This is a genomic window from Clostridium gallinarum, from assembly GCF_014836325.1.
GTDB classification, from domain to species: Bacteria; Bacillota; Clostridia; order Clostridiales; family Clostridiaceae; genus Clostridium; species Clostridium gallinarum.
This window is the reverse complement of record NZ_JACSQZ010000022.1, coordinates 24,120-46,661: the sequence shown is the minus strand read 5'-3', so window position 1 is coordinate 46,661 and position 22,542 is coordinate 24,120. Positions and strand designations below refer to the sequence as shown.

The window sequence follows — 22,542 nt, the reverse complement described above, 5'->3', positions numbered from 1 at the left end:
TTTTAAATCATAATATCTTTTAAAATAAGTACTATCATTTGAATTAATATTTTCATTTTTATATTCTTTAATAAAGTTATTTATTCCCAAAATAAAAAACAACTCATCATCTATAATTAATTTTTTATCTAATTCCTCTACCACTATTACCTCTCCTTTTATTAAAATTACTATTTTATAATTATGTTATTTTTATTAAATTCTATGCAAAGGATATCTATATTATTATTTAAAAATCTAAAATAAAAAAAGAACTTATAAAATTGAAATTTAATTCTATAAGTTCTTTTTTGCTTATTTATTAAAATCTTTATTAAGAAGTGCTGCAAAAGGATTATTATTAAAGTCTTCTGCTTCTTTTTTCATTTTCTTCATAATATTATTTACTTCTCTTTTATCTACTTTACCCTTTTTATCAAATCTCTTTTCAAATTGAGAAGCCTTTTCTCTAAAGTTACAATTTGCTCCTGTACAAACATATATTTTCCCTTCTCCTTGGCCCCTAACTTCTAATTTCTTTTTACATTCAGGACATCTTGCATTAGTTGTTCTACTTACACTTTCTCTATAACCACATTCTCTATCTTGACAAACATTCATAACACCATTTTTACCCTTAACTTCTAAAAGGTATTTTCCACAATTAGGACACTTTTTACCTGTTTTATTATCATGAATAAATTTACTATTATCTCCTTTAACTGCTTCTACTAAGGCAATTGCATAGTTTTTCATTTCTTTAATAAAATCATTTGGATTATGTTTACCCTTGCTAATTTCATCCAATTTCTTTTCCCATTTAGCTGTAAGTAATGGTGATTTTAATTCATTAGGCACTAAGTCTATAAGTTGTTTTCCCTTTGATGTTGGAACTATTTCTTTTCCTCTTTTTTCAATTACAAAGGAATTAAATAATTTTTCTATTATATCAGCTCTAGTTGCTACTGTCCCAAGTCCACCTGTTTCATTTAATGTTTTAGCTGCTTCCTTATTTACATTTACATACTTTTGAGGATTTTCCATTGCAGATAAAAGAGTTCCTTCATTAAATCTTGAAGGTGGTTTAGTTTCCCCAGTATTCATTTCAATCTTATTTATTTTTATAATATCTTTTTCATTAAGCTTTGGTAGAGTTTGTTCTCTTACACCATCTTCATTTGAATCATCTTCTGAATAATCTTTATCATATAAAGACTTCCAGCCCTTAGATTTAACAACCTTTCCTTTAGCAATAAAGCTTTCTCCATTAATATCTGCTTTTATATTAGTTTGAATGTATTCAAAAGGTGGCATAAGGACACTTAAAAATCTCTTAACAACAAGATCATATATATGTCTTTCTTCACTACTTAAATTGCTTAAATTAGGCTTTTGTTCTGTTGGAATAATTGCATGGTGATCACTAACCTTGCTATTATCTACAAAGCTCTTATTTCCATTAATTTTTTTCTTTAATATTTCAGATGCTGCCATTCTATATTCACCAATTGATATTGCCTTTAATCTATCTGGTATAGTAGAAACAATGTCAGTAGATATATATCTTGAATCTGTTCTTGGATAAGTTAATATCTTATGATTTTCATAAAGTCTTTGCATTATTGATAAAGTTTGCTTTGCAGAATAACCCCAAATTTTATTTGCATCTCTTTGAAGCTCTGTTAAATCATATAAAGCTGGTGAAAATTTCTTCTTTGGGCTTTCTACTATGGAAACTATTTTTCCATCATGCCCTTGTACTTTATTTATTATTTTATTAGCATAATCTTCATCAAATATTCTTAAATTATTATCTTTATTTACCCACTCTAAAGTTATATTAGAACCTTTAGCCTTTATAGTATAAAACTTCTTTGGTTTAAAGTTTTTAATTTCCTCTTCTCTATTTACTATCATAGCCAATGTAGGTGATTGTACTCTTCCTGCTGAAAGCTGAGCATTATATTTACATGTTAAGGCTCTTGTAGCGTTAAGACCAACTATCCAGTCTGCCTCTGCACGACAAACTGCAGCCTTATATAAATTTTCATATTCACTTCCTGATTTTAAGTTTTTAAAACCATCTAAAATAGCTTTATCTGTTTGAGAAGATATCCAAAGTCTTTTTATAGGTTTTCTTACTCCAGCCTTTTCTATTATCCATCTTGCAACAAGCTCTCCTTCTCTTCCAGCATCCGTTGCAATAACTATTTCATCTATATCATTTCTATTTAAAAGCTTTTTAACTTCATAAAACTGCTTTGATGTTTTCTTTAAAACTGAAAGCTTCATATTTTTAGGTAGCATAGGAAGTGTTTCCATGCTCCAAGTTTTATATTTTTCATCATAGCTTTCTGGATCCTGAAGTCCAACTAAATGTCCTAAAGCCCATGTAATAACATATTTATTTCCTTCAATATAAGCTCCCTTATTTACATTAGATTTTAAAACCTTTGCTATATCTCTCCCTACCGAAGGCTTCTCTGCTAATACTAGTATTTTTCCCATATTAATATCCTTTCTTATGTTGCATAAAAACAACAAGTTAAAAATTAAGAATCAGTAATCTATTTTAAATTGATAAAAATAAAGTTTTATTATCAATTCAATAGACTTAAACTTATCTTATTTAAAATTCAATATAGTATATTATACCACAGTGTTAAAATTATTGTTATTTTATGCTATAATAACCATAAATAAATTACGGAGGACAAGCTATGGTAGAAATATTAAAATTAACAGCTAGTTTTATAAATGATTTACATGATAAAGTATTGGATATTGTAAGTATTGGTGGTTATCAATTAAACGATAAACAACTTCATTTTATATTTATGGCATTAATAGGAATTATTATATTTGCATTTACTCAACTTATTTTTAAACAATTAGCAAAATACAGTATTACTGCAATTTCCTTTATTTATTCATTTACAGTAATGATAGTTATAGTATTTGCTATAGAAATCCAACAAAAAATTACCAATAGAGGTAATATGGAATTCGCAGACATAGCCTTCGGTCTATACGGTTTTATATACTTTTTCCTAATATACTTATTAATTAAACTAAGTATATTAGCAATAAAAACCATTTATAAAAAATACTATAAAAAAACAAAAAAAGTAAGATAGATGGATTTTTATATATCCCATCTATCTTACTTTTTAATACAGATATATTGTACCTATAACTGTGATTAATATTATATGAAGACCACTTATCTTTATCCACAAATCTTAAATTATTCTTTATCAGCTACTATTTTTATATTATATAACTCTGTTACATATTATACGAAGACGACTTATAGCTGTCGACGGAGTCTGAGAATAATATATCTTAAATCACCGATTATATTGTATATATGACTAGGATACATATTATATGAAGCCGACTTGGAGCTAGCGACGGAGGCTGAAAATAATATGTATCCTAGTCTAGTTTTCACAATATATCACAGCATTGCTCCATCTATTTTTATTATCTGTCCAGTTAAGTATTCGCATTTATCACTGCATAAAAAAGTTATCATTTTAGCTACTTCTATAGCACTTCCAAACCTCCCTAGTGGAATTTCTTCTTCTAATTCCTCTCTTTCTTCCCTTGATAAGAAAGAATTCATTTCTGTATCAATTACTCCTGGTGCTATAGCATTTACTCTTATTCCCATAGGTGCTAATTCCTTTGCTAAAGATTTTGTAAATAAATTAATAGCTCCTTTAGTACTTGAGTATAGCACTTCACAAGATGCTCCAGTTTCACCCCATATAGAGGAAATATTAATTATATTTCCTTTTCCTTTACTAATCATATGAGGTACAACTTCTTTACTTAAATACATAGCTCCTAATACATTTATCCCAAATATATCATTTATGTTCTTTTTCGAAAAATCCATAAATAATCCTCTGAAGGATACACCTGCATTATTTATTAATATATCTATCTTACCAAAATTGCTTATTATAAAATCTATCATACTTTTACATATTTCATAATTTGATATATCACCCTTATAAAGCCTTGAATACCCTCCTATTTCCTGAATTTCTTTAAGTGTTTCTTCCGCTGCTAAATCATCCTTAGAATAATTTACAATAACTGTAGCTCCTTCTTTTGCTAGTTCTAATGCTATTGCTTTTCCAATTCCTCTAGTACCACCAGTAACTAGGGCTATTTTTCCTTGTAAGTTTTCCATTTTCTACTCCCTGCTTATTTATTTTTTAGAAATTATAAAAATTTTACCCTTTTTTATAAATGTTTATAATTTCCTTCCTTTATCTCATTTACATCCATTCTTTTAGTACTCTTTTTATATTTCCATAAAAGATTTTATCAATTTCTGTATTGTTAAAGCCTTCCTTAATTAAGATTTCTCTTAAAATTCCTATTTCGCCTATATTCTTTATTTCAACTTCATTTTCAATACCATCAAAATCAGTTCCTAAAGCCAAAACATCTACTCCTCCAACATTTTTTATATGCTTAATATGAGCAATCATGGAATTAATAGAAGATACTTTTTCCTTTCCTAAAAACGGTGCACAAAAGTTTAATCCCATAACTCCACCCTTATCTGCAAGACTAACTATCATATCATCAGTTAAATTTCTTGAATGATCTGTAATTGCTCTAGAATTAGAGTGAGTTGCTACAAATGGCTTTTTTAAAATTTTAACCAAGTCATAAAACCCACCATCTGATAAATGAGAACAGTCAGGAATAATTCCCACTTTTTCCATTTCTAGTACTATTTCTTTTCCCTTATCTGTTAGTCCATAATCTTTATACTTATAACCCGAATTAGGATATCCTATGCTATTTTTAAAATTCCATGTTAAAGTTATAAATCTAACTCCCATATCATAAATTTCTTTTACTCTTTCAACTTTCCCTTGTAAAACTTCACCTTCTTCAATAGATAAAAAAGCCCCTATTTTCCCCTTATTATTAACCTCTTCTAATTCTTTCAGATTTCTAACTATTTCTATATCATTTTCATTTTCTTTTAATTCTTTCACAAAAAAATTATACATCCTAATAAATTCTTTATATGGATCATCTACAAGATTTAATTCTATAAAGTGAGCAAAAACTTGTGCCTTTGCATTAGCATTTTTTAATTTTTGTATATCAACCTTACATTTACTTTCCTTTAATTTTAAATTTTCATATAATAATCTACTGGCTGTATCACAATGTAAATCAATTGAATTCATATTATTTCCTCCTCATTCTCTCTTCTTTTTCTTCTTTTATCATTCTTATTCTTTCATCTCTTGCCCATAGTAAATAATCTTCTATATTGCTCGGACCAGTTATGACTTTTCTTCTTACCCATAAAACACCTGATTCCTGAGACTCTATATTCCATTTAACTAAAGAAATTCTTCCTTTTTCTATTTCAATTGCTGTTATTGCATAAGGTAATACGCAACATCCATCATTAAAATATGGTGGTTCCTTACACTCAGGCATTCTACTATTATGAGTATGTCCACATATAATCATTTTACCATTATCCTTAGCCCATTTCTCTAGCTTTCTATCAACTTTATTTCCCTTTTTGTTATTTTTTGCTGGACTTGTTGGATCTCTAAATCCTGCTAACCCATTTAAGAACTTCCATACATATCTTACAAGAAATCTAGATATTATCCAATAATTAGAGTTCATGTAATCAGCTTGATGCCCATGAGTTACTAAAAACTTTTCATTAATTGGAGTATATTTAAAATTAATTCCTTCATAAAAAACAATGTCTTTTATAAATTTTAAAAATCCTTTTCCATAACTATCCCCTACTTTTTTTAAGCTTCTATACTGAGAAATATAAAAATTATCATTACTTTTTATTATATCATGATTCCCATATATAATATAAAGTCTATTTTCTTCTTTAAACCTATTTAGCAACTTAAAAATATCATCATATATATATGCTAAATCGTTACAATTTCTATTTTTCCAAAGTTCATCTCCATCTCCAACTTCAATATAAGTAAATCCCTTCCTATAATAATAAGATAATGCTGTTTTATATATATTTTTATTAGGTAAGAGAGAATCTGAATATGTCCCATCACCTCTATGAATATCTGAAATAAAAACTAAATTATCTCCTTCATCAAATTTTAATTCTTTTGCATTTTCATATAAATAATTTAACCTTTTCATATAAATCCTAAAAAAATTATTATTTTTATTATATGTTTATAATTACTAATTTGCTAAAAATATCTTATTTAAATAATTATAACTTATATATAAATTTATTGATTTTAGTACAAACTACATATAAACTTTAATGAAAGGGGAAAAATTTTGTGAAATTAAAATTTATAAATATATTCTTAATTGCTTTACTAACTTTCAAAATACTTCCATTTTCTCTTTGCTTTGCTTTTGAAGATGAGCATAATTCTAATAAAATAGATTATTCTTCTGATGAAACAAAGAACGAATTTAAAAACTTACTTGAAAATTTATTTGCCCAAAGAAATGCTGCAATAGTATCTACAGATACTGAACTTTTAAAGGGATTCTATGACTTAGATATAAAGGTAAGTTTATGGGCCTATGAAAGCGAAGCTAAAAAGACACAATATTTGATTAACTGGTCTGAAAAACAATCTGTTAAATTTAAAGATATAAAGTCTATAGTAAGAATAAGAAAAGTAGCTGAAAAAGAGCCTAATTTATATGGAGTTATTTGCGATGTAGCAACTGAATTTAATTATTATTATTTAGACAATCCAGAAATTATAAATAAATTCAGATTAGGTACTAATCACTACTTAAACTTAAAAAAGCAAGATGATAGATATATAATAACCAAAGAATGGTATACCGATCCCTTTGCTGACTCTTTAGATATGAATAATATAAAATCTGATGAAATTAGAGAATATATATTAAATCAAAAAGCTCCTGAATTCACTCCTAGTGAAAGAATTAAAAATGCAATTGATTATGCTCATAAATACTGTGGAGTTTCTGAAGATGAAGAGTTTATATTTAAATATAATAACAAATATAAAGATCATAATCCTGATGGTGGAGATTGTGCAAATTTTGCTTCCCAAATTTTATTTGAAGGTGGTGGCTTTAAGAAAAATACTTCTTGGAATTATGCGGGAAAAGAAGGAACTAAAGCATGGCTAAATGCTCAAGGATTTAAAAATTATATGGTAAGTAGCGGTAGAGCTTCTTATATTGCTAAAGGATCATATCAACAAATATACAAAGCTGCTTTTAATTTAAGACCTGGTGACTTTGTTGCCTATGAAAAAAAAGGACGAATAACTCATATTTCAACAGTAACAGGCTTTGACTCTAAAGGATATCCACTAGTTACTTGTCATAATACTAATAGGTTATTAGTTCCTTATGACTTAGGATGGAGTAATAGTAATATAAAATTTCATCTTGTACACGTACACTATTAATAATTGATAATGCGTAATGGATAATTGATAATTTAGGATGTAATTTGGTCCAAATTAATAAAACAAAAAAGTTAGAGTCTATTTTTCAGCCTCTAACTTTTTTAATATTTTAAAACTACTTTAGTAGTTTTTTCATAAATTCTACATTATACATTCTTCATTTTTCATTACTAAACCTATTTTAAAAACAATAATTTATCTTCTGATATTTTTAAATATAAGTTTTCATTAGTCTCTCTTTTATCCCATTCTTCTTTTCTAACAGTATATAAGATAGTTTTATTCTGCCCTTGTGTTTTTAAATTTTTGTTTTGTAATATTATATTATACTCAAATAAATCTTCTACTATTTTATTTATTTGAAATTCTATAGTATTTTTATCTTCTTTATTTTCAGCAATTTTAAAATTATTTGAGTTAATACCTATATAATTAATATCTTCATCTATTTCTTTTTCTAATTCCAAGATAATATCAAAATCTGTTAGATAGATTTTCTTATTTGATATAATATTACATTTTGAAATATTTTTACAACCTGTTAATATTGCAACTTCTTTTAATTTAGGTTTTTCAAAAGTTTCTTTAGTATTACCTATTAATATAGATTTTCCTTTTTCTATAACCACCATATCTTTACAAAATCTATATACTTCTTCTCTACTATGGGTAACCATTAGAACCTCACCCTTATATAATTTTAAAAGCTCTAAAACTTCTGTTTGAAGTTTTTCTTTCAAATATGTATCTAGTGCAGAAAATGGTTCATCAAGCATTAAAACATCTGGTTCATATATTATACATCTTGCTAATGCAACTCTCTGCTGTTGACCTCCTGAAAGCTGTCTTGGATATTTTTTTTCAAGACCTTGCAGATGAAAGACATTTATCATTTTATCTATCTTTTTCTTCTTTTCATCTTTAGGTAAATCTAACCCTATTCCTATGTTTTCTTCTACAGTCATATTAGGAAATAAAGCATAATTTTGAAATAAATATCCTATATTTCTTTCTTGAGGTTTTAAATTAATTTTATTTTTAGAATCAAAAAGAACTTTTCCATTTAAAACTATAGTACCTTCATCTGGGGTTTCTATTCCAGCAATACATTTAAGAGTCATACTCTTCCCACTTCCTGAAGCTCCTAAAACACCAAGATAATCACCATTTGCCTCAAAAGAAACATCAAGATAAAATCCCTTTAACTTTTTTCTTATATCTACAAATAAACTCATTTAAATCTTCCCTACTTTAAATACTTTCTCTCTTTTATAGTAAAATAATTTGTTAAAATTACAATTATAAAGGATATTATAGTTACTATTAATACATAATGTAAAGCCGAATTCATATTACCTGCCGCAACTTCTGCATAAATTGCTAAAGGTAATGTTCTAGTTTTATTTGCTATGTTTCCCGCAATCATTGCTGTAGCTCCAAACTCTCCAAGGCCTCTTGCAAAAGCTAATATTCCTCCTGACGCTATCCCAGGCAGAGCCATTGGAATAATAACACGAAAGAAAATTCTTTTTTCAGACATACCTAATGTTCTAGCAGCTGCAATTAAATTTTCATCTACCTGCTCAAAGGCTCCTCTAGCAGAACGATACATAAGTGGAAATGATATTACTACTGATGCTATAACTGTAGCCCACCAAGAAAAAACTATTTTAACACCTAAAAAATTTAATAAAAACTTACCTATAGGCCTATTAACTCCAAATATCATTAATAAGAAAAAACCCATTACCGTTGGTGGTAAAACTAACGGTAATGTAAATATTCCATCTAAAATCATTTTTATTTTTTCATTTTTCATATTTACTATAAATTTTGCTATAAAAACTCCTAATATAAATGTTATTACCATAGAAAACGCTGCTGTTTTTAAAGAAATTATTACTGGTGATATATCCATTATTTTCTCCTATTTATTTTTTGAAAATCCATAAGTCTCAAAAACTTTAATTGCTTCATCAGATTTTAAGAAGTCTATAAAAGTTTGTGCAGCTTCTTTATTTGCACTATTTTTTATTACTCCAACAGGATATATAACTTTAGAAACACTTCCTTCTTCTGCTTCAGCTACTACTTTAACTTTTTCATTTGAAGAAGCATCTGTTGAATATACAACTCCAGCATCTGCACTAGCTTCAGCTACCCAGTTTAAAACTTCAGTTACATTAGTACCTAAACTTAATTTTTCTGATACTTTATCCCATATTTTAAGATTTTCAAATAATTCTTTTGCATATTGTCCAGCTGGCACACTTGCTGGATCTCCTATAGCTATTTTATCAGATTTTATTATATCTTCAAAAGTTTTTATTTCTTTATTACTCTCTTTTGGAACAATTAATACAATCTTATTCTCAAGAAGTTCGACAATTGATCCATCTTCAATTAACCCTTTTTCATTTAAATCATTCATTTGTTTTAAAGCAGCAGACATAAACACATCAACTTCTGCTCCTTCTTCAATTTGGCTTTGCAATTTTCCAGAACTATCATAAGTCGTCTGAATTTTAATATTAGGATACTTTTCATTAAACATTGAAATTAATTTATCATCTATACAATTTTTTAAACTTGCAGCTGCAGCAAGAGTAATAGTTACCTCTTCTACTTCATTATTCCCTTCATTTTTTGAACTCTTATTATTAGTACATCCACTTAAAATAAATACTAATAAACTTATAAATAAAATTAGACTATATTTCTTTTTCATATCATACTCCCCTTTAATATTTTTATTTAAACTAAACAAAACAGAACAAAACAGAACTAAACTTGATAAATTAAATTATAATGTAAAGATTATCCATTGTCAATTGATATAGAATTTTTAAAACAAAAATTTTTATTTGTTATATTTAAAATATTATGTTAAATTATTTTTATAATAATTTATGAAAAGGTGAATAAAATGAGTGAAGATATTTTATATACTCCAGATGAAATTGCACAAAAACTAAAGATAACTAAAAGTACAGTTTACGAAATGATAAAACGTGGAGATTTAGATGCTCATCGTATGGGCAAGCATATTAGAATAGCTCAAAGTCAATTCGATATTTATCTTTTAAAGGCTAAAGGTTACGAAAATAGCTATGAAGCTAATTTAATTTTTGAAAATGGTGAAACTTTCGCAGAAATTAACTCAGTAAAAATACAAGTAAACACTAATCTTGAAGGAAAAGTTAAAATTTCTATTCGTCCAGAAGATATTATTTTAAGTAAAGATTTATTTGTTAGCAGTGCAAGAAATATCCATAAAGGCACTGTTTCAGATATTATTATAGAAGGTAATAGATCAAAAGTTATATTAAATATTGGAATTCCTATAACTTCTTTAATAACAACAAAATCTTTAACAGATTTATCTATTGAAAAAGGTACTGAATTATATGCTATATTTAAAACTATGTCTGTAAAAGTATGTAAATAATTAAAAATGAAGACTCCACATTACTAAAATAAATTTAAAAAGCTCCATAAGGAGCTTTTTTATCAATCTTTATATATTCTTAATTCTAATTTTCTTTATATTTATCTATTGATTCTCCTACTATATTCATAAGTTTCTTTTGATAATTTTCATCACAAAGCATTTTATCTTCATTATAATTACTCATAAATCCCATTTCTAATATAACTACTGGAACATCTGACCAATTAAATCCAGTAATATCATTTCTTTCAAACACTCCATTAACCTTTATTCCTTCTTCTGTCAAATTATCTTTTAATATATTAGCAAATTTATTGCTTTCCTCATATATATTTTTTGTATTACCATCTTTGCTACAAGGAATTAAGATTGTAGCACCTGTTTTACTACTATCCTTCACACTATCACAATGTATTCTAATAGTCATATCTGCCTTTGATTTATTTGCAATTTCTGCTCTTTCAGCATTACTTATATTGACATCATGACTTTCTCTAGTCATAACTACATTGTACCCTTTATTAAGTAAAATTTCTTTTAATAAAATAGATGCTTCTAAATTAACAACATATTCAGCTTTTTGGGTACAAATTCCTGATGTTCCTTGTGATACCCTTGCTTTTTTCTTACTTGCCCCTGGAGAAACAGATTCTAAGTTATTGTCGCCTTTTTTTTGATGACCAGCATCGATACAAATAGTAAAATTATTATGCTTTTCTTCTTTTAAAGCTTTTACTATGATATTACTAGAATTAATTAAAATAAATATTAAAATAATATTTATAATGAATTTTAACTTTTTCATTTATACCTCCAACACTATAACTGAATTTATTATTATAGTTTCCAAGGCACATTTTTATTATTCTTCTAACTTTATTAATTTAGCTATAAAAAATCCTTCCATATATTCATTAGGTATTATTCTAATTGTTTTATATAATTCTTCCTTTAAATCTAAAAATGATGGTGTTTTTATAATGAAAAATTAAAAATTTAGAATGTAGAATTAAGGAAAAAATCCGTAGGATTTTTAAATAAAAGGTGCTTTTCACCAATTAAATTTAAATTTTGCTATGCAAAACACCATTAATTCTACATTCTTAATTATATATTCTATACTTAACTCTTGATTTTCATCCTCTACTATATGTTAATTGTTACTTCTACTGGGCAATGATCTGATCCTAATACCTCTGTATGTATTTTTGCATCAACTAACTTGTTATTTAAAGAATTAGACACTAAGAAATAATCGATTCTCCATCCAGCATTTTTTTCTCTAGCTTTAAATCTATACGACCACCAAGAATACACTCCTGTAACATCCGGATAAAAATATCTAAAAGTATCCGTAAATCCTGAGTTTAATAATTCAGTAAATTTACTTCTTTCCTCTATTGTAAATCCTGCATTCCTTAAGTTTGTTTTAGGATTTTTCAAGTCAATTTCTTTATGAGCTACATTTAAATCGCCACACACAATTACTGGTTTCTTTAAATTAAGATTTAATAAATATTCTTTAAAAGCATCTTCCCAAACCATTCTATAATCTAATCTCGCTAATTCAGTTTTAGAATTAGGTGTATATACTGTAACCATATAAAAATCATCAAACTCTAAGGTTATAACTCTTCCTTCTTTATCATGTTCTTCAATTCCAATACCATAAAAAACATTTAGTGGTTCCTTTTTAGTAAATATTGCTGTTCCTGAATAACCTTTCTTCTCTGCATAATTCCAATATTGATGATATCCTTCTAATTCTAAATCTATTTGTCCTTGCTGCAACTTACTTTCTTGAATACAAAAAATATCTGCATCTACTTCTTTAAAAAAGTCTAAGAATCCTTTTGTTACGCAAGCTCTTATTCCATTCACATTCCATGATATTAACTTCATTTTAAATTCTCCTTTGCTATTTATAAATATAATCTTATTATAGCATATATTGAAAAATTTAATATAATTTTAAGAATATGCATTCATTCTATTTGATAATTCAACAAGTTCTTCTAAAGAATTCTTTGCTCTGCAAGGCTTCCCTAATTTCATTTAATATCTGTTCTTGTTTCTTTACATCATTTCCTAAATCCTCTTCCCCCTTAATACTTTTCTGTATTATTTTCGTATTTTTTACTTTTTTCTTTATATTTTGTTATAAAAATTAGAACTATGAATAATATATAATTCACAGTTCTACTTTTCCACTTGTATTTTTACTAATTGTATAAAGGATGTTTATCACATAATGCTTTTACTCTAGCTTTTAATGATTCTATATCAGGATTTTCTACAGAAAGTGTATCATTTATTATTGATGCTACTTCCTTCATATCTTCCTCTTTAAATCCTCTTGTTGTAACAGCTGGAGTTCCTATTCTTATTCCTGATGTTACAAAAGGACTTTTAGTTTCATTAGGTACAGTATTTTTATTTACAGTTACACCTATACTATCTAATAATTTTTCAGCATCTTTTCCTGTAACATCCTTATTAGTTAAATCAATAAGAATTAAATGATTATCTGTTCCATCTGAAACTATTTTAAATCCAAAATTTTTTAATTCGTTAGATAACACTTCACAGTTATTTACTACATCTTGAATATATTCTTTATATGATGGATCTAATGCTTCTTTAAAACATACTGCCTTGGCTGCAATAGTATGTATTAATGGTCCTCCTTGTATACCTGGGAATATAGTTTTATCAAGATTTTTTGCATATTTTTCTTTGCAAAGTATTAATCCACCTCTAGGTCCTCTTAAAGTTTTATGAGTTGTTGATGTAACAAAATCAGCATAAGGAACTGGTGATGGATGAACTCCTGCAGCAACTAACCCAGCAATATGAGCCATATCAACCATAAAGTATGCGCCTACTTCATCACAAATGTCTCTAAATGCTTTAAAATCTATTGCTCTAGAATAAGCACTTGCACCAGCTACAATTAATTTAGGCTTATTTTTTAAAGCAATTTGTCTTACTTCTTCATAATCAATAGTTTCAGTTTCTTTGTTAACACCATAAGATATGAAATTATAAAGCTTTCCTGAAAAATTAACTGGTGATCCATGAGTTAAATGTCCACCATGACTTAAATCCATACCTAATACAGTATCTCCATATTCAAGTATTGATAAATAAACAGCCATATTAGCTTGTGATCCAGAATGTGGTTGAACATTAGCATGTTCTGCTCCAAAAAGTTCCTTTGCTCTTTCTCTTGCTATATCTTCAATTTCATCTACTACATAACATCCACCATAATATCTTTTATTTGGATATCCTTCAGCATACTTATTTGTAAGATAGGACCCCATAGCTTCCATTACAGCTTTAGATGTAAAATTTTCAGAAGCAATTAATTCAATTCCTTCTTGTTGTCTTTTTAATTCTTTGTTGATTAATTCATTAATAATTTTATCTTCTTTTGAAAGTTGTTCAAAATTCATTGTTATCACCCCAATTATAATTTTTTAAAATATACTTTGAATAAATTATAAATATATTTCCAATAATAATCAATTAAAATCTACAATAATTTAATTTCTAAATTTATTTTCTTTAATATAATTAAAACTTTAAACCAGTATATACTATATAATAATCAATATGTTATAATATCTAAATAAATTATGTATTATTAAGGAGTATATTATTATGGATTTAAATGAAATACTTCATGTAGCTACATTTGCTGGAAAAATCATGCTAGAATCTGGTGGAGAAACCTATAGAGCAGAGGAAATAATATGGAGAATCTGTAAGATTTATGGTGTTGAAGAAGCAGAAAGCTTTGTAACAACTACGGGAATAATGGTGTCTATTTGTCATAACGGAAAAACTCATTCCCTTATTAGAAGAGTTTCTACTAGGACAATAGATTTAGATAAAGTAGATAAGGTTAACGATTTATCTAGAAATATAGTTACTAGAGGATTAACTGTATCTCAATTAAAAGAACAACTTCAAATAATTAATAATGGGGAAAGATACAATGATAAGATAGCTATTATTATTTCTGCTCTTGGTGCTTTTTGTTTTGTTTTTCTTTTTGGTGGAAAAGTTAAAGAAGCTATTGCAGCATTTTTTATAGGGCTCGTTATAAAATCTCTATCCATCAAATTCTCAAAACTTGAAATAAATCAATTTTTTATAAATAGTATTTGTGCAGGTATAGCTGCTATAATGGCAATATTCTTCTTAAAGTTAAATTTAATAAATGATATAGATAAAACTATTATAGGTTCTATAATGCTTTTAGTTCCTGGTCTTGCTATTACTAATGCTATAAGAGATACTATTTCTGGTGATCTTTTAGCTGGTTCAACTAGAGCAGTTGAAGCATTTTTAGTAGCTATATCTATAGCTATAGGGACAGGAGCTGTTCTTAGCTTTTGGATATCTACTTTTGGAGGATTATAATGATAACTACAAATATGATAACTCAATCAATTTTTGCTTTATTCTCAGCTCTGGGCTTCGGAATTTTATTTAATATTAAAGGAAATAAATTGTTTTATGCTGCACTAGGTGGTGGTATAAGTTGGTTTGTAAGTTTATATTGTGAAGGATTAGGATTTAATATAAATTCCTCTTTTTTTATTTCATCAGTAATTTTTAGTATCTACTCTGAAATAATGGCTAGAATTTTAAAAACTCCTGTTACAACTCTAATAATATGTGCTTTAATTCCTCTAGTTCCTGGTGGAGGAATGTATTATACTATGTATGAGGCAATTAACGGAAACATTATGGAATCTATTGAGTTAGGATTAAATACATTATCTAGTGCAGGTTCATTAGCTTTAGGAATAATTTTTGTTTCAACATTAACTAGATTATTGATGTCTGCTAAAAGAAAAAGAGAACTTGGTGAATTAGAAAAAATAAAAAAGATATAAACATTATATTCCTTGCTCCGTCGCATGCGCTCCAAGTCGCCCTCATACAATGTTTATATCTTTGCAAACTGAAGGAAGGAAATTATAAAACTATAATTCATAGGGTAATACATTTATAATTTCCTAAAAAAGAAATAAAAGCCATGCATATTACTATGCATGGCCATATTTTTTACTCTTCAATTGATATTGCAGTAACTGGACAGCTATCACAAGCTTCTCTTGTTGCATCTTCGTATTCAGCAGCAACATCTCCTTCTTTAGCTACAGATACTCCTGTTTCTAATGTAAATACCTCTGGACATATTCCTTCACAAAGTCCACAAGATATACATGTATTTCCATCAACAAATGCTTTCATAATTTTTTCTCCTCCTATTTATATAACAACTTTAAATAAATAAAGTCACTTAATATTTAAAAATTTATTATATCCTCATTATAAATAATATTTTATAATTGTCAATATTTATCACTTGTCATAAATCTCGGAAAATATTAATTGTATCAAATTAAATTGCTTATAATAGTTTTATTTCGTTTTCTCTACATATATTAATATTTTTTTCATCCCAAACACTAGCTTGAACTTCACCGATGTGTGCTTTGTTAAGTAAAAACATACAAATTCTTGATTGTCCAATTCCTCCACCTACAGTAAAAGGTAATTCATCATTTAAAAGAAGCTTATGAAATTCAAATTTTCTTTTATCGTCATTTCCTGAAACTCTAAGTTGATAGTCCAAAGCTTCTTTATCAACTCTAATTCCCATAGAGGATAATTCAACAGCTCTGTCTAAAAGCGGATACCAAAATAATATATCCCCATTTAAGCTCCAATCATCGTAATCTGGACTTCTTCCATCATGTTTTTCTCCTGATTTTAATTTATCACCAATTTTCATTATGAACACAGCCTTATGTGCTTTACAAATTGCATCTTCTCTTTCTTTAGCTGTATAATTAGGATACATATCTTCTAGCTCTTGAGTTGTTATAAAGAAAATATTCTCTGGTAGTTTATCTTCTCCTTCTATTAATTCTTGATTAACATATTTTTCTGTTTCTTTAAAAACTTCATAGATATCTTTTACTATTTCCTTTAATTTTTCCTCATTTCTTTCTTCTTTAGTTATTATCTTTTCCCAATCCCACTGATCTACATAAACTGAATGAATATTATCAAGCTCTTCATCTCTTCTTATTGCATTCATATCAGTGTAAAGTCCTTCCCCTACATTAAATCCATATCTATATAAACTTAATCTTTTCCATTTTGCTAAAGAATGAACAATTTCTACATACTTACCAGTTCCTAATATATCAAATTTTACTGGTCTTTCTATACCATTTAAATTATCATTTACTCCGCTTTCACTATCAACAAACAAAGGTGCTGAAACTCTTATTAAGTTTAATCTTTCTGCTAAAGCTTTTTCAAAAAAATCTTTAATCTTTTTAATATTAATTTCTGTTTCAATTAGTGTTGTATTACTTTTATAATCCTTTGGTATAATTATTCCTTCTATATTCATAAAAAATCCCCCTTAAATTTATTATTACAAAACAAAAAAACCTTCACCCTTATAAAAGGATGAAAGTTATATTCCATGTTGCCACCTTAATTCATTATTACTTCACAATAATAATCTTATCAAGTACATAAGTTTACCTTAGATACTCTATCACTTTAACGGGTGAACCCGATACTACCTACTGGGTGTTATCTTTCGAAGTATAGCTAAGAGATGTTATTCAAATTAACTTTCTTATTCTACTTTCAGCCTAGGTAGAACTCTCTTTGAAGATATATTAATTTTACTTCTTCTCTTCATAGCTTTATATTATCTTATTGAAATTAATAATATCACTTTTTTTAAAAGTTGTAAATACTTTTCTTAAACTTCTATCAAATTAATAAATATATTCAACTTTTTTAATTATTTAACAAAAGTATTTATAGTTTTTATAAGTTGTTTTAATGTTTCTTGTTCCATAGAACCTTCTTCTATATTCAAACAATTATTAGCATAATATTCTATAGTTAAGCCTCCAACTCTATTTATAGCAGATCTAATTGCTGAAATTTGCACTAGAATATCAGAACAGCAAACGTTTTTTTCCATCATACCTTGAATCCCTTTTACTTGTCCTTCAATCCTCTTAAGCCTATTAACTATATCTTTTCTAAGCTTTTCATTTTCCTCTTCCATTTATATCCCTCCAAAATGTTATACCTCTACAGGGTATATATATTTTAACATTTATAAATATATCTTTCAATTAATAAACAAAATTTACTTAGCAAAACTTAAAGTGATATAATATATTATTATAATTATTTATATGTTATTTAATACCTTGGAGGTTATTATGGAAAATATCAATCAAATTTTAAAAGAACAAAAAGATTTCTTTTATTCTGATTTAACTAAAAATATAGATTTTAGAATTAAAACTCTAAAAAAATTAAAAAATATTATAAAAGAAAATGAAGAAGAAATAATGATTGCACTAAATAAAGATTTAAAAAAGTCAAGCTTTGAGTCCTTTGCTACTGAAATAGGTATGGTTTACGATGAAATAAATCTTCATTTAAAGAATTTAAAAACTTGGGCTAAAAAAGAAAAAATAAAAACATCATTAGTATATTTTCCATCTAAAGGTTATATATACAAAGAACCTTACGGTGTAGTTTTGATAATTGGCCCTTTTAATTATCCATTTCAATTGATTATTTCTCCTTTAATTGGTGCTATATCTGCAGGAAATTGTTCAATAATTAAACCATCTGAAAATAGTCCAAATACAGCATTACTTTTAGAAAAATTAATAAATTCTAACTTTGATAAAAGCTACATTACAGTTATTAATCCTTTAGGTGGTAAAGAAACTATTTCATATTTATTAGATTTAAAATTTGACTACATATTCTTTACTGGTAGTATTAAAGTTGGAAAAATTATTATGGAAAAGGCTTCAAAAAATTTAATTCCAGTTACCCTTGAGTTAGGTGGGAAAAGTCCTTGTATAGTAGATAATACTGCTAACATAGCTTTAGCTGCAAAAAGAATAGTTTGGGGAAAATTCATAAATGCTGGGCAAACCTGTGTTGCTCCTGATTATATTTTAGTAGAAAGTACAGTAAAAGAAAAACTATTAATAGCTTTAAAAGAAGAAATAATAAAACAATTTGGTTCTAATATAAAAGATAGTCCTGATTTTCCAAGATTAGTTAATTTAGATGCTATTAATAGGCTTAAAGGTTATTTAAATGATGGTGATGTATTCTTTGGTGGGGATGTATGTGATAAAGATTTATATATTGAGCCTACCCTACTTATAAATATTAAGGATAACTCATCTGTTATGAAAGATGAAATCTTTGGTCCTATATTACCTATTATAGAATTTTGTAATTTAAATGATGCTATTAAATTCATAAGAGAAAAAGAGAAACCTTTAGCTTTATATTATTTTTCTGAAGATAAGAAATTAATAGAAAAAGTTCTTTCAAAAGTTTCATCTGGAGGTGCTACTATTAATGATACTATAATTCATGTAGCTTCTTCTAAACTTCCCTTTGGAGGGGTTGGTTTAAGTGGTATAGGTAATTATCATGGAAAAGCTAGCTTTGATACTTTTTCACATAGTAAGTCAATAGTAAAAAGAGGTACTTTACTTGAATTCCCCTTTAGATTTGCTCCTTATAATGATAGAATCCATTTACTTAAAAGGTTTATGAAGTAATATGTTTATTTTTAAATATTTATATTAATTTGAAAATATTAGAAATATACTATAATATATAATTATGTATAGATATATTTAAGGAGGATTTATGAGAAATTTTAATTATAAAAATGGAACAGAAATTATTTTTGGTAAAAATACAGAAGTCTTAGTAGGACGTGAAATTAAAAAGTATACAAATAAAATTTTACTTCATTATGGTGGTGGAAGTATAAAATCTAATGGACTATATGAAAGAGTTATAACTTCATTAGAAAATGAAAACATAGAAGTTTTTGAACTTTCAGGTGTAAAACCAAACCCTAGAGTATCTTTAGTTAGAGAAGGCATAGATATTTGCAGAAGAAATAATATAGACTTTATACTTGCTGTAGGCGGTGGTAGCGTAATTGATTCTTCTAAAGCTATTGCTGCAGGAGTTAATTATAAAGGTGATGTTTGGGATTTATTTATAGATAAACCAATTAACCATCCTTGCTTAAAAATTGCAACTATATTAACTATCCCTGCTGCAGGTAGTGAAACCAGCTCTAGTTGTGTTATAACTAATGAAGATGGCTACTATAAAAGAAGCGCTGGCCATCCAGATTTAAGACCTATATTTTCTATTTTAAATCCAGAGCTTACTTTTACTTTACCAAAATATCAAACTTCTTGTGGTATAGCTGATATGATAGCTCATATTCTAGAAAGATATTTTACTAACGAAAAAAATGTTGATTTAACTGATAGACTATGTGAAGCTACATTAAAAGCTATTATGGAAAATGCTTTAAGATTAAATTTAGATTCTAATGATTATAACGCTAGAGCTGAAATCATGCTGTCAGGAATGGTTGCACACAATGACTCTTTAAATATGGGTAGAATTGGAGATTGGGCTAGTCATGATATCGAACATGAATTAAGCGGAATTTATGATATAGCACACGGGGCAGGACTTTCAATTATATTCCCTGCATGGATGAAGTATGTTTATAAACATGATTTAAATAGATTTGCTCAATTTGCAAATAGAGTTTTCAATATAGATATTAATTTAAACAATCTTGAAGAAACAGCTCTAAAAGGTATTGAATCTCTAGAAAATTTCTTTACTAATATTAATTTACCAACTAGACTTAGTCATGTAAATATAGGCGATGATCGAATTGAAGAAATGTCATTAAAGCTTGTTGCTCACTGTGACCATGTTGGTAACTTTATTGAGATAAGACAAAAGGAAGCATTAGAAATTTTTAAATTAGCATTATAAAATATTCTGTTTCTTAATTGTCAAAATTAAAGACTTCTGATAAAAATATCGGAAGTCTTTATTTATTTATTTATTTATTTATTTATTTATTTATAGTTTTAAATTTTTATTATAGTCCTTTACTTTCTTAAAACTTTTTTTATAAAAATAAATTTTATACCCTATTATAAATAATGATATTAAAGTAATAATTGCTAAAGCATATAATTTAAATACATCCTCTGGTAAAACATTTATAATAGGATCCGTTCTTTCATCAAAAATCCAATAATCATTATTAAAAAATATTTTGTGAAATATTATAAAAGCCTTAGAAAAATTAATAGAAATAATACCCACTATCCCTACTATTATACATATTAAAGAATTAGCTCCATAATTTAATACTTTATAAATAGTACAACTTTTACCACTTATTTTATTATAAAGAAATACTGTTAAAAAAAATAAAGTAATAATTATTGTTATTGCATAAATATATAAAAATATCTTTTTTACTTCATAAAAATGAAATTCTCCATTTAAGCTCATAGGAAAATTAATAAATTGAAGCTTTTTTATAAAAGGATTCTGCAAATAATTAATCAATGTATTAAAATCTTTTATAAGCATCTCCTTTGATATTTTTCCTACTTCAACTAAATTATATTTATCTATTGAATAACTATATATAAATTTAAAGTTCAAAGTTATTATTGTTGAAACTCCTATGGTAAATACTGCAATTAATATTCCATATAAAATCCTCTTTAACATTATTAATAAATTCTTCATTTCCTACTCCATAATATTCATTATTTATTTTATTATTTATTTTTCATATAAATATTCTACTTTTATAAACCATACAAATCATGCTTAAATAGAAGGTGCTACCATTAAGATAACACCTTTTTAAATTTTAGTTAACAACTAAATCTATATTTTCTTTATACTGTGAATGTTCTCTATCCTTATATAATATAGCATTTTTAGGACAAGCATTTACACATCTACAACACATTATACAGTTATCTCTAAACTTAATAACTTCTCCTATTTTTTCTATATTTCTAGTTGGACAAATATTTACACATAAATTGCATTTATCACAATTTGAATTTACCGAAAAATTTATTGAATTTTTATATAAATCTCTAGTTTTTATTTTATATATTGTTTTATAAATAGATCCTTTTAAATCACTTACCTCTTCCTTTATGATATTATCTATTAAAAAATTTACTACTATATCTTTAATTTCTGATATCGTATTTTCAAAGGTATCTCTAATATCTTTTCTAGTATTTTTTTTATAATTCTTATTTAAAGTAAAGCTATCAGGCATTTGAAAGTTCTTAGTTATAATTACTTTATAATTCTTATCTAGCAATATTTTTTCTAAATCATGAAAATAAATTTTCATTTTATCTCTACCAGTTGAAAATATCATAGTTTTTATTTCTTTAGATGAATAATATAAATTCTCATTTAAATATTCAATAAAATTATTAGGAATATATTCAAAATATTTAGGAAATCCTAGAACTAAGAAATCATAAGTTAAATTCTGTAAACTTATTTTTTCTTCAATTGAATGCGTTTCTATTTCACATCCACCTTTAATAAATTCTTCTACAATTTTATTAACAACAAATTTTGTATTTCCAGTACCACTAAAATATAAAATTATTCCTTTCAATTAAAACTCCTCCTGTAAATTATCTAAAGTATATAACCTACTTTAAATAACATTATAAA

22 protein-coding genes and 1 other annotated feature are annotated in these 22,542 nt (G+C 26.4%); of the genes, 7 read left to right on the top strand and 15 right to left on the bottom strand.

What is annotated here, in order from left to right:
• Positions 1–294 precede the first annotated feature (294 nt).
• A complete protein-coding gene (locus H9660_RS07785; RefSeq protein ID WP_191749810.1) occupies positions 295–2,487 on the bottom strand; it encodes a DNA topoisomerase III in 2,193 nt (730 codons plus the stop codon).
• 212 nt (positions 2,488–2,699) lie between these two features.
• Between H9660_RS07785 and H9660_RS07780 the strand changes: the two genes are divergently transcribed.
• Positions 2,700–3,116: a hypothetical protein gene (locus tag H9660_RS07780; protein WP_191749809.1), complete on the top strand. Its 417-nt coding sequence runs from the start codon at positions 2,700–2,702 to the stop codon at positions 3,114–3,116.
• Positions 3,117–3,439: 323 nt separating this feature from the next.
• On the opposite strand, the gene ymfI is transcribed toward H9660_RS07780, so the two are convergent.
• The 3 genes from ymfI to H9660_RS07765 all read right to left on the bottom strand — a co-directional run bounded on the left by ymfI (position 3,440) and on the right by H9660_RS07765 (position 6,162).
• Positions 3,440–4,183, bottom strand: coding sequence for an elongation factor P 5-aminopentanone reductase (gene ymfI, locus H9660_RS07775; protein WP_191749808.1), 744 nt, complete (start codon positions 4,181–4,183; stop codon positions 3,440–3,442).
• Positions 4,184–4,271: 88 nt separating this feature from the next.
• Positions 4,272–5,204: a dipeptidase gene (locus H9660_RS07770; protein ID WP_191749807.1), complete on the bottom strand. Its 933-nt coding sequence runs from the start codon at positions 5,202–5,204 to the stop codon at positions 4,272–4,274.
• A gap of 1 nt (position 5,205) precedes the next feature.
• On the bottom strand, positions 5,206–6,162 hold the full coding sequence (locus H9660_RS07765) for a metallophosphoesterase (RefSeq protein ID WP_191749806.1): 957 nt from the start codon (positions 6,160–6,162) through the stop codon (positions 5,206–5,208).
• Positions 6,163–6,311: 149 nt separating this feature from the next.
• Here H9660_RS07765 and H9660_RS07760 point away from each other — a divergent pair, with 149 nt between their 5' ends.
• Positions 6,312–7,433 carry an amidase domain-containing protein gene (locus H9660_RS07760; protein WP_191749805.1) on the top strand — a complete coding sequence of 374 codons (1,122 nt, stop codon included), beginning with the start codon at positions 6,312–6,314 and terminating at the stop codon, positions 7,431–7,433.
• Between the two features lie 176 nt (positions 7,434–7,609).
• Here H9660_RS07760 and H9660_RS07755 read toward each other — a convergent pair whose 3' ends face one another.
• The 3 genes from H9660_RS07755 to modA are packed head-to-tail and all read right to left on the bottom strand — an operon-like array spanning position 7,610 to position 10,161.
• Entirely contained in the window at positions 7,610–8,668 is a 1,059-nt protein-coding gene (locus H9660_RS07755; protein ID WP_191749804.1) for a sulfate/molybdate ABC transporter ATP-binding protein, read from the bottom strand.
• An 11-nt stretch (positions 8,669–8,679) separates the two neighbouring features.
• On the bottom strand, positions 8,680–9,351 hold the full coding sequence (gene modB / locus H9660_RS07750; protein ID WP_191749803.1) for a molybdate ABC transporter permease subunit: 672 nt from the start codon (positions 9,349–9,351) through the stop codon (positions 8,680–8,682).
• A gap of 9 nt (positions 9,352–9,360) precedes the next feature.
• Positions 9,361–10,161, bottom strand: coding sequence for a molybdate ABC transporter substrate-binding protein (modA, locus tag H9660_RS07745; RefSeq protein ID WP_191749802.1), 801 nt, complete (start codon positions 10,159–10,161; stop codon positions 9,361–9,363).
• Between the two features lie 198 nt (positions 10,162–10,359).
• On the opposite strand from modA, the gene H9660_RS07740 reads away from it, so the two are divergent.
• Positions 10,360–10,881, top strand: coding sequence for an excisionase family DNA-binding protein (locus H9660_RS07740; RefSeq protein ID WP_191749801.1), 522 nt, complete (start codon positions 10,360–10,362; stop codon positions 10,879–10,881).
• Between the two features lie 85 nt (positions 10,882–10,966).
• Here H9660_RS07740 and H9660_RS07735 read toward each other — a convergent pair whose 3' ends face one another.
• From H9660_RS07735 to glyA, 3 genes are all read right to left on the bottom strand, one after another.
• Positions 10,967–11,689, bottom strand: coding sequence for an N-acetylmuramoyl-L-alanine amidase (locus tag H9660_RS07735; protein WP_191749800.1), 723 nt, complete (start codon positions 11,687–11,689; stop codon positions 10,967–10,969).
• Between the two features lie 341 nt (positions 11,690–12,030).
• Entirely contained in the window at positions 12,031–12,786 is a 756-nt protein-coding gene (locus H9660_RS07730) for an exodeoxyribonuclease III (RefSeq protein ID WP_191749799.1), read from the bottom strand.
• A gap of 320 nt (positions 12,787–13,106) precedes the next feature.
• Positions 13,107–14,342, bottom strand: a complete 1,236-nt coding sequence (gene glyA, locus H9660_RS07725) for a serine hydroxymethyltransferase (RefSeq protein ID WP_191749798.1) — start codon at positions 14,340–14,342, stop codon at positions 13,107–13,109.
• Positions 14,343–14,550: 208 nt separating this feature from the next.
• On the opposite strand from glyA, the gene H9660_RS07720 reads away from it, so the two are divergent.
• Both H9660_RS07720 and H9660_RS07715 read left to right on the top strand, forming a co-directional pair.
• Positions 14,551–15,315, top strand: coding sequence for a threonine/serine exporter family protein (locus H9660_RS07720; RefSeq protein WP_191749797.1), 765 nt, complete (start codon positions 14,551–14,553; stop codon positions 15,313–15,315).
• Between the two features lie 14 nt (positions 15,316–15,329).
• The gene (locus tag H9660_RS07715) at positions 15,330–15,794 is read left to right on the top strand and encodes a threonine/serine exporter family protein (RefSeq protein WP_191749812.1); all 465 of its coding nucleotides are present in this window, start codon (positions 15,330–15,332) and stop codon (positions 15,792–15,794) included.
• Positions 15,795–15,966: 172 nt separating this feature from the next.
• On the opposite strand, the gene H9660_RS07710 is transcribed toward H9660_RS07715, so the two are convergent.
• The 3 genes from H9660_RS07710 to H9660_RS07700 form a co-directional block, all read right to left on the bottom strand.
• The gene (locus H9660_RS07710) at positions 15,967–16,155 is read right to left on the bottom strand and encodes a ferredoxin (protein ID WP_191749796.1); all 189 of its coding nucleotides are present in this window, start codon (positions 16,153–16,155) and stop codon (positions 15,967–15,969) included.
• Positions 16,156–16,315: 160 nt separating this feature from the next.
• Entirely contained in the window at positions 16,316–17,329 is a 1,014-nt protein-coding gene (asnA, locus tag H9660_RS07705) for an aspartate--ammonia ligase (protein ID WP_191749795.1), read from the bottom strand.
• A 52-nt stretch (positions 17,330–17,381) separates the two neighbouring features.
• Positions 17,382–17,638 (bottom strand) — a binding site (T-box leader).
• Positions 17,639–17,734: 96 nt separating this feature from the next.
• On the bottom strand, positions 17,735–18,007 hold the full coding sequence (locus tag H9660_RS07700) for a metal-sensitive transcriptional regulator (protein WP_066892762.1): 273 nt from the start codon (positions 18,005–18,007) through the stop codon (positions 17,735–17,737).
• A gap of 160 nt (positions 18,008–18,167) precedes the next feature.
• Here H9660_RS07700 and H9660_RS07695 point away from each other — a divergent pair, with 160 nt between their 5' ends.
• Positions 18,168–19,544: an aldehyde dehydrogenase gene (locus H9660_RS07695; RefSeq protein WP_191749794.1), complete on the top strand. Its 1,377-nt coding sequence runs from the start codon at positions 18,168–18,170 to the stop codon at positions 19,542–19,544.
• 91 nt (positions 19,545–19,635) lie between these two features.
• On the top strand, positions 19,636–20,802 hold the full coding sequence (locus H9660_RS07690; RefSeq protein ID WP_191749793.1) for an iron-containing alcohol dehydrogenase: 1,167 nt from the start codon (positions 19,636–19,638) through the stop codon (positions 20,800–20,802).
• A gap of 90 nt (positions 20,803–20,892) precedes the next feature.
• On the opposite strand, the gene H9660_RS07685 is transcribed toward H9660_RS07690, so the two are convergent.
• Complete coding sequence (locus H9660_RS07685; protein WP_191749792.1) at positions 20,893–21,576, bottom strand: TIGR01906 family membrane protein; 684 nt, start codon at positions 21,574–21,576, stop codon at positions 20,893–20,895.
• 127 nt (positions 21,577–21,703) lie between these two features.
• On the bottom strand, positions 21,704–22,483 hold the full coding sequence (locus tag H9660_RS07680) for an EFR1 family ferrodoxin (RefSeq protein WP_191749791.1): 780 nt from the start codon (positions 22,481–22,483) through the stop codon (positions 21,704–21,706).
• Positions 22,484–22,542 lie beyond the last annotated feature (59 nt).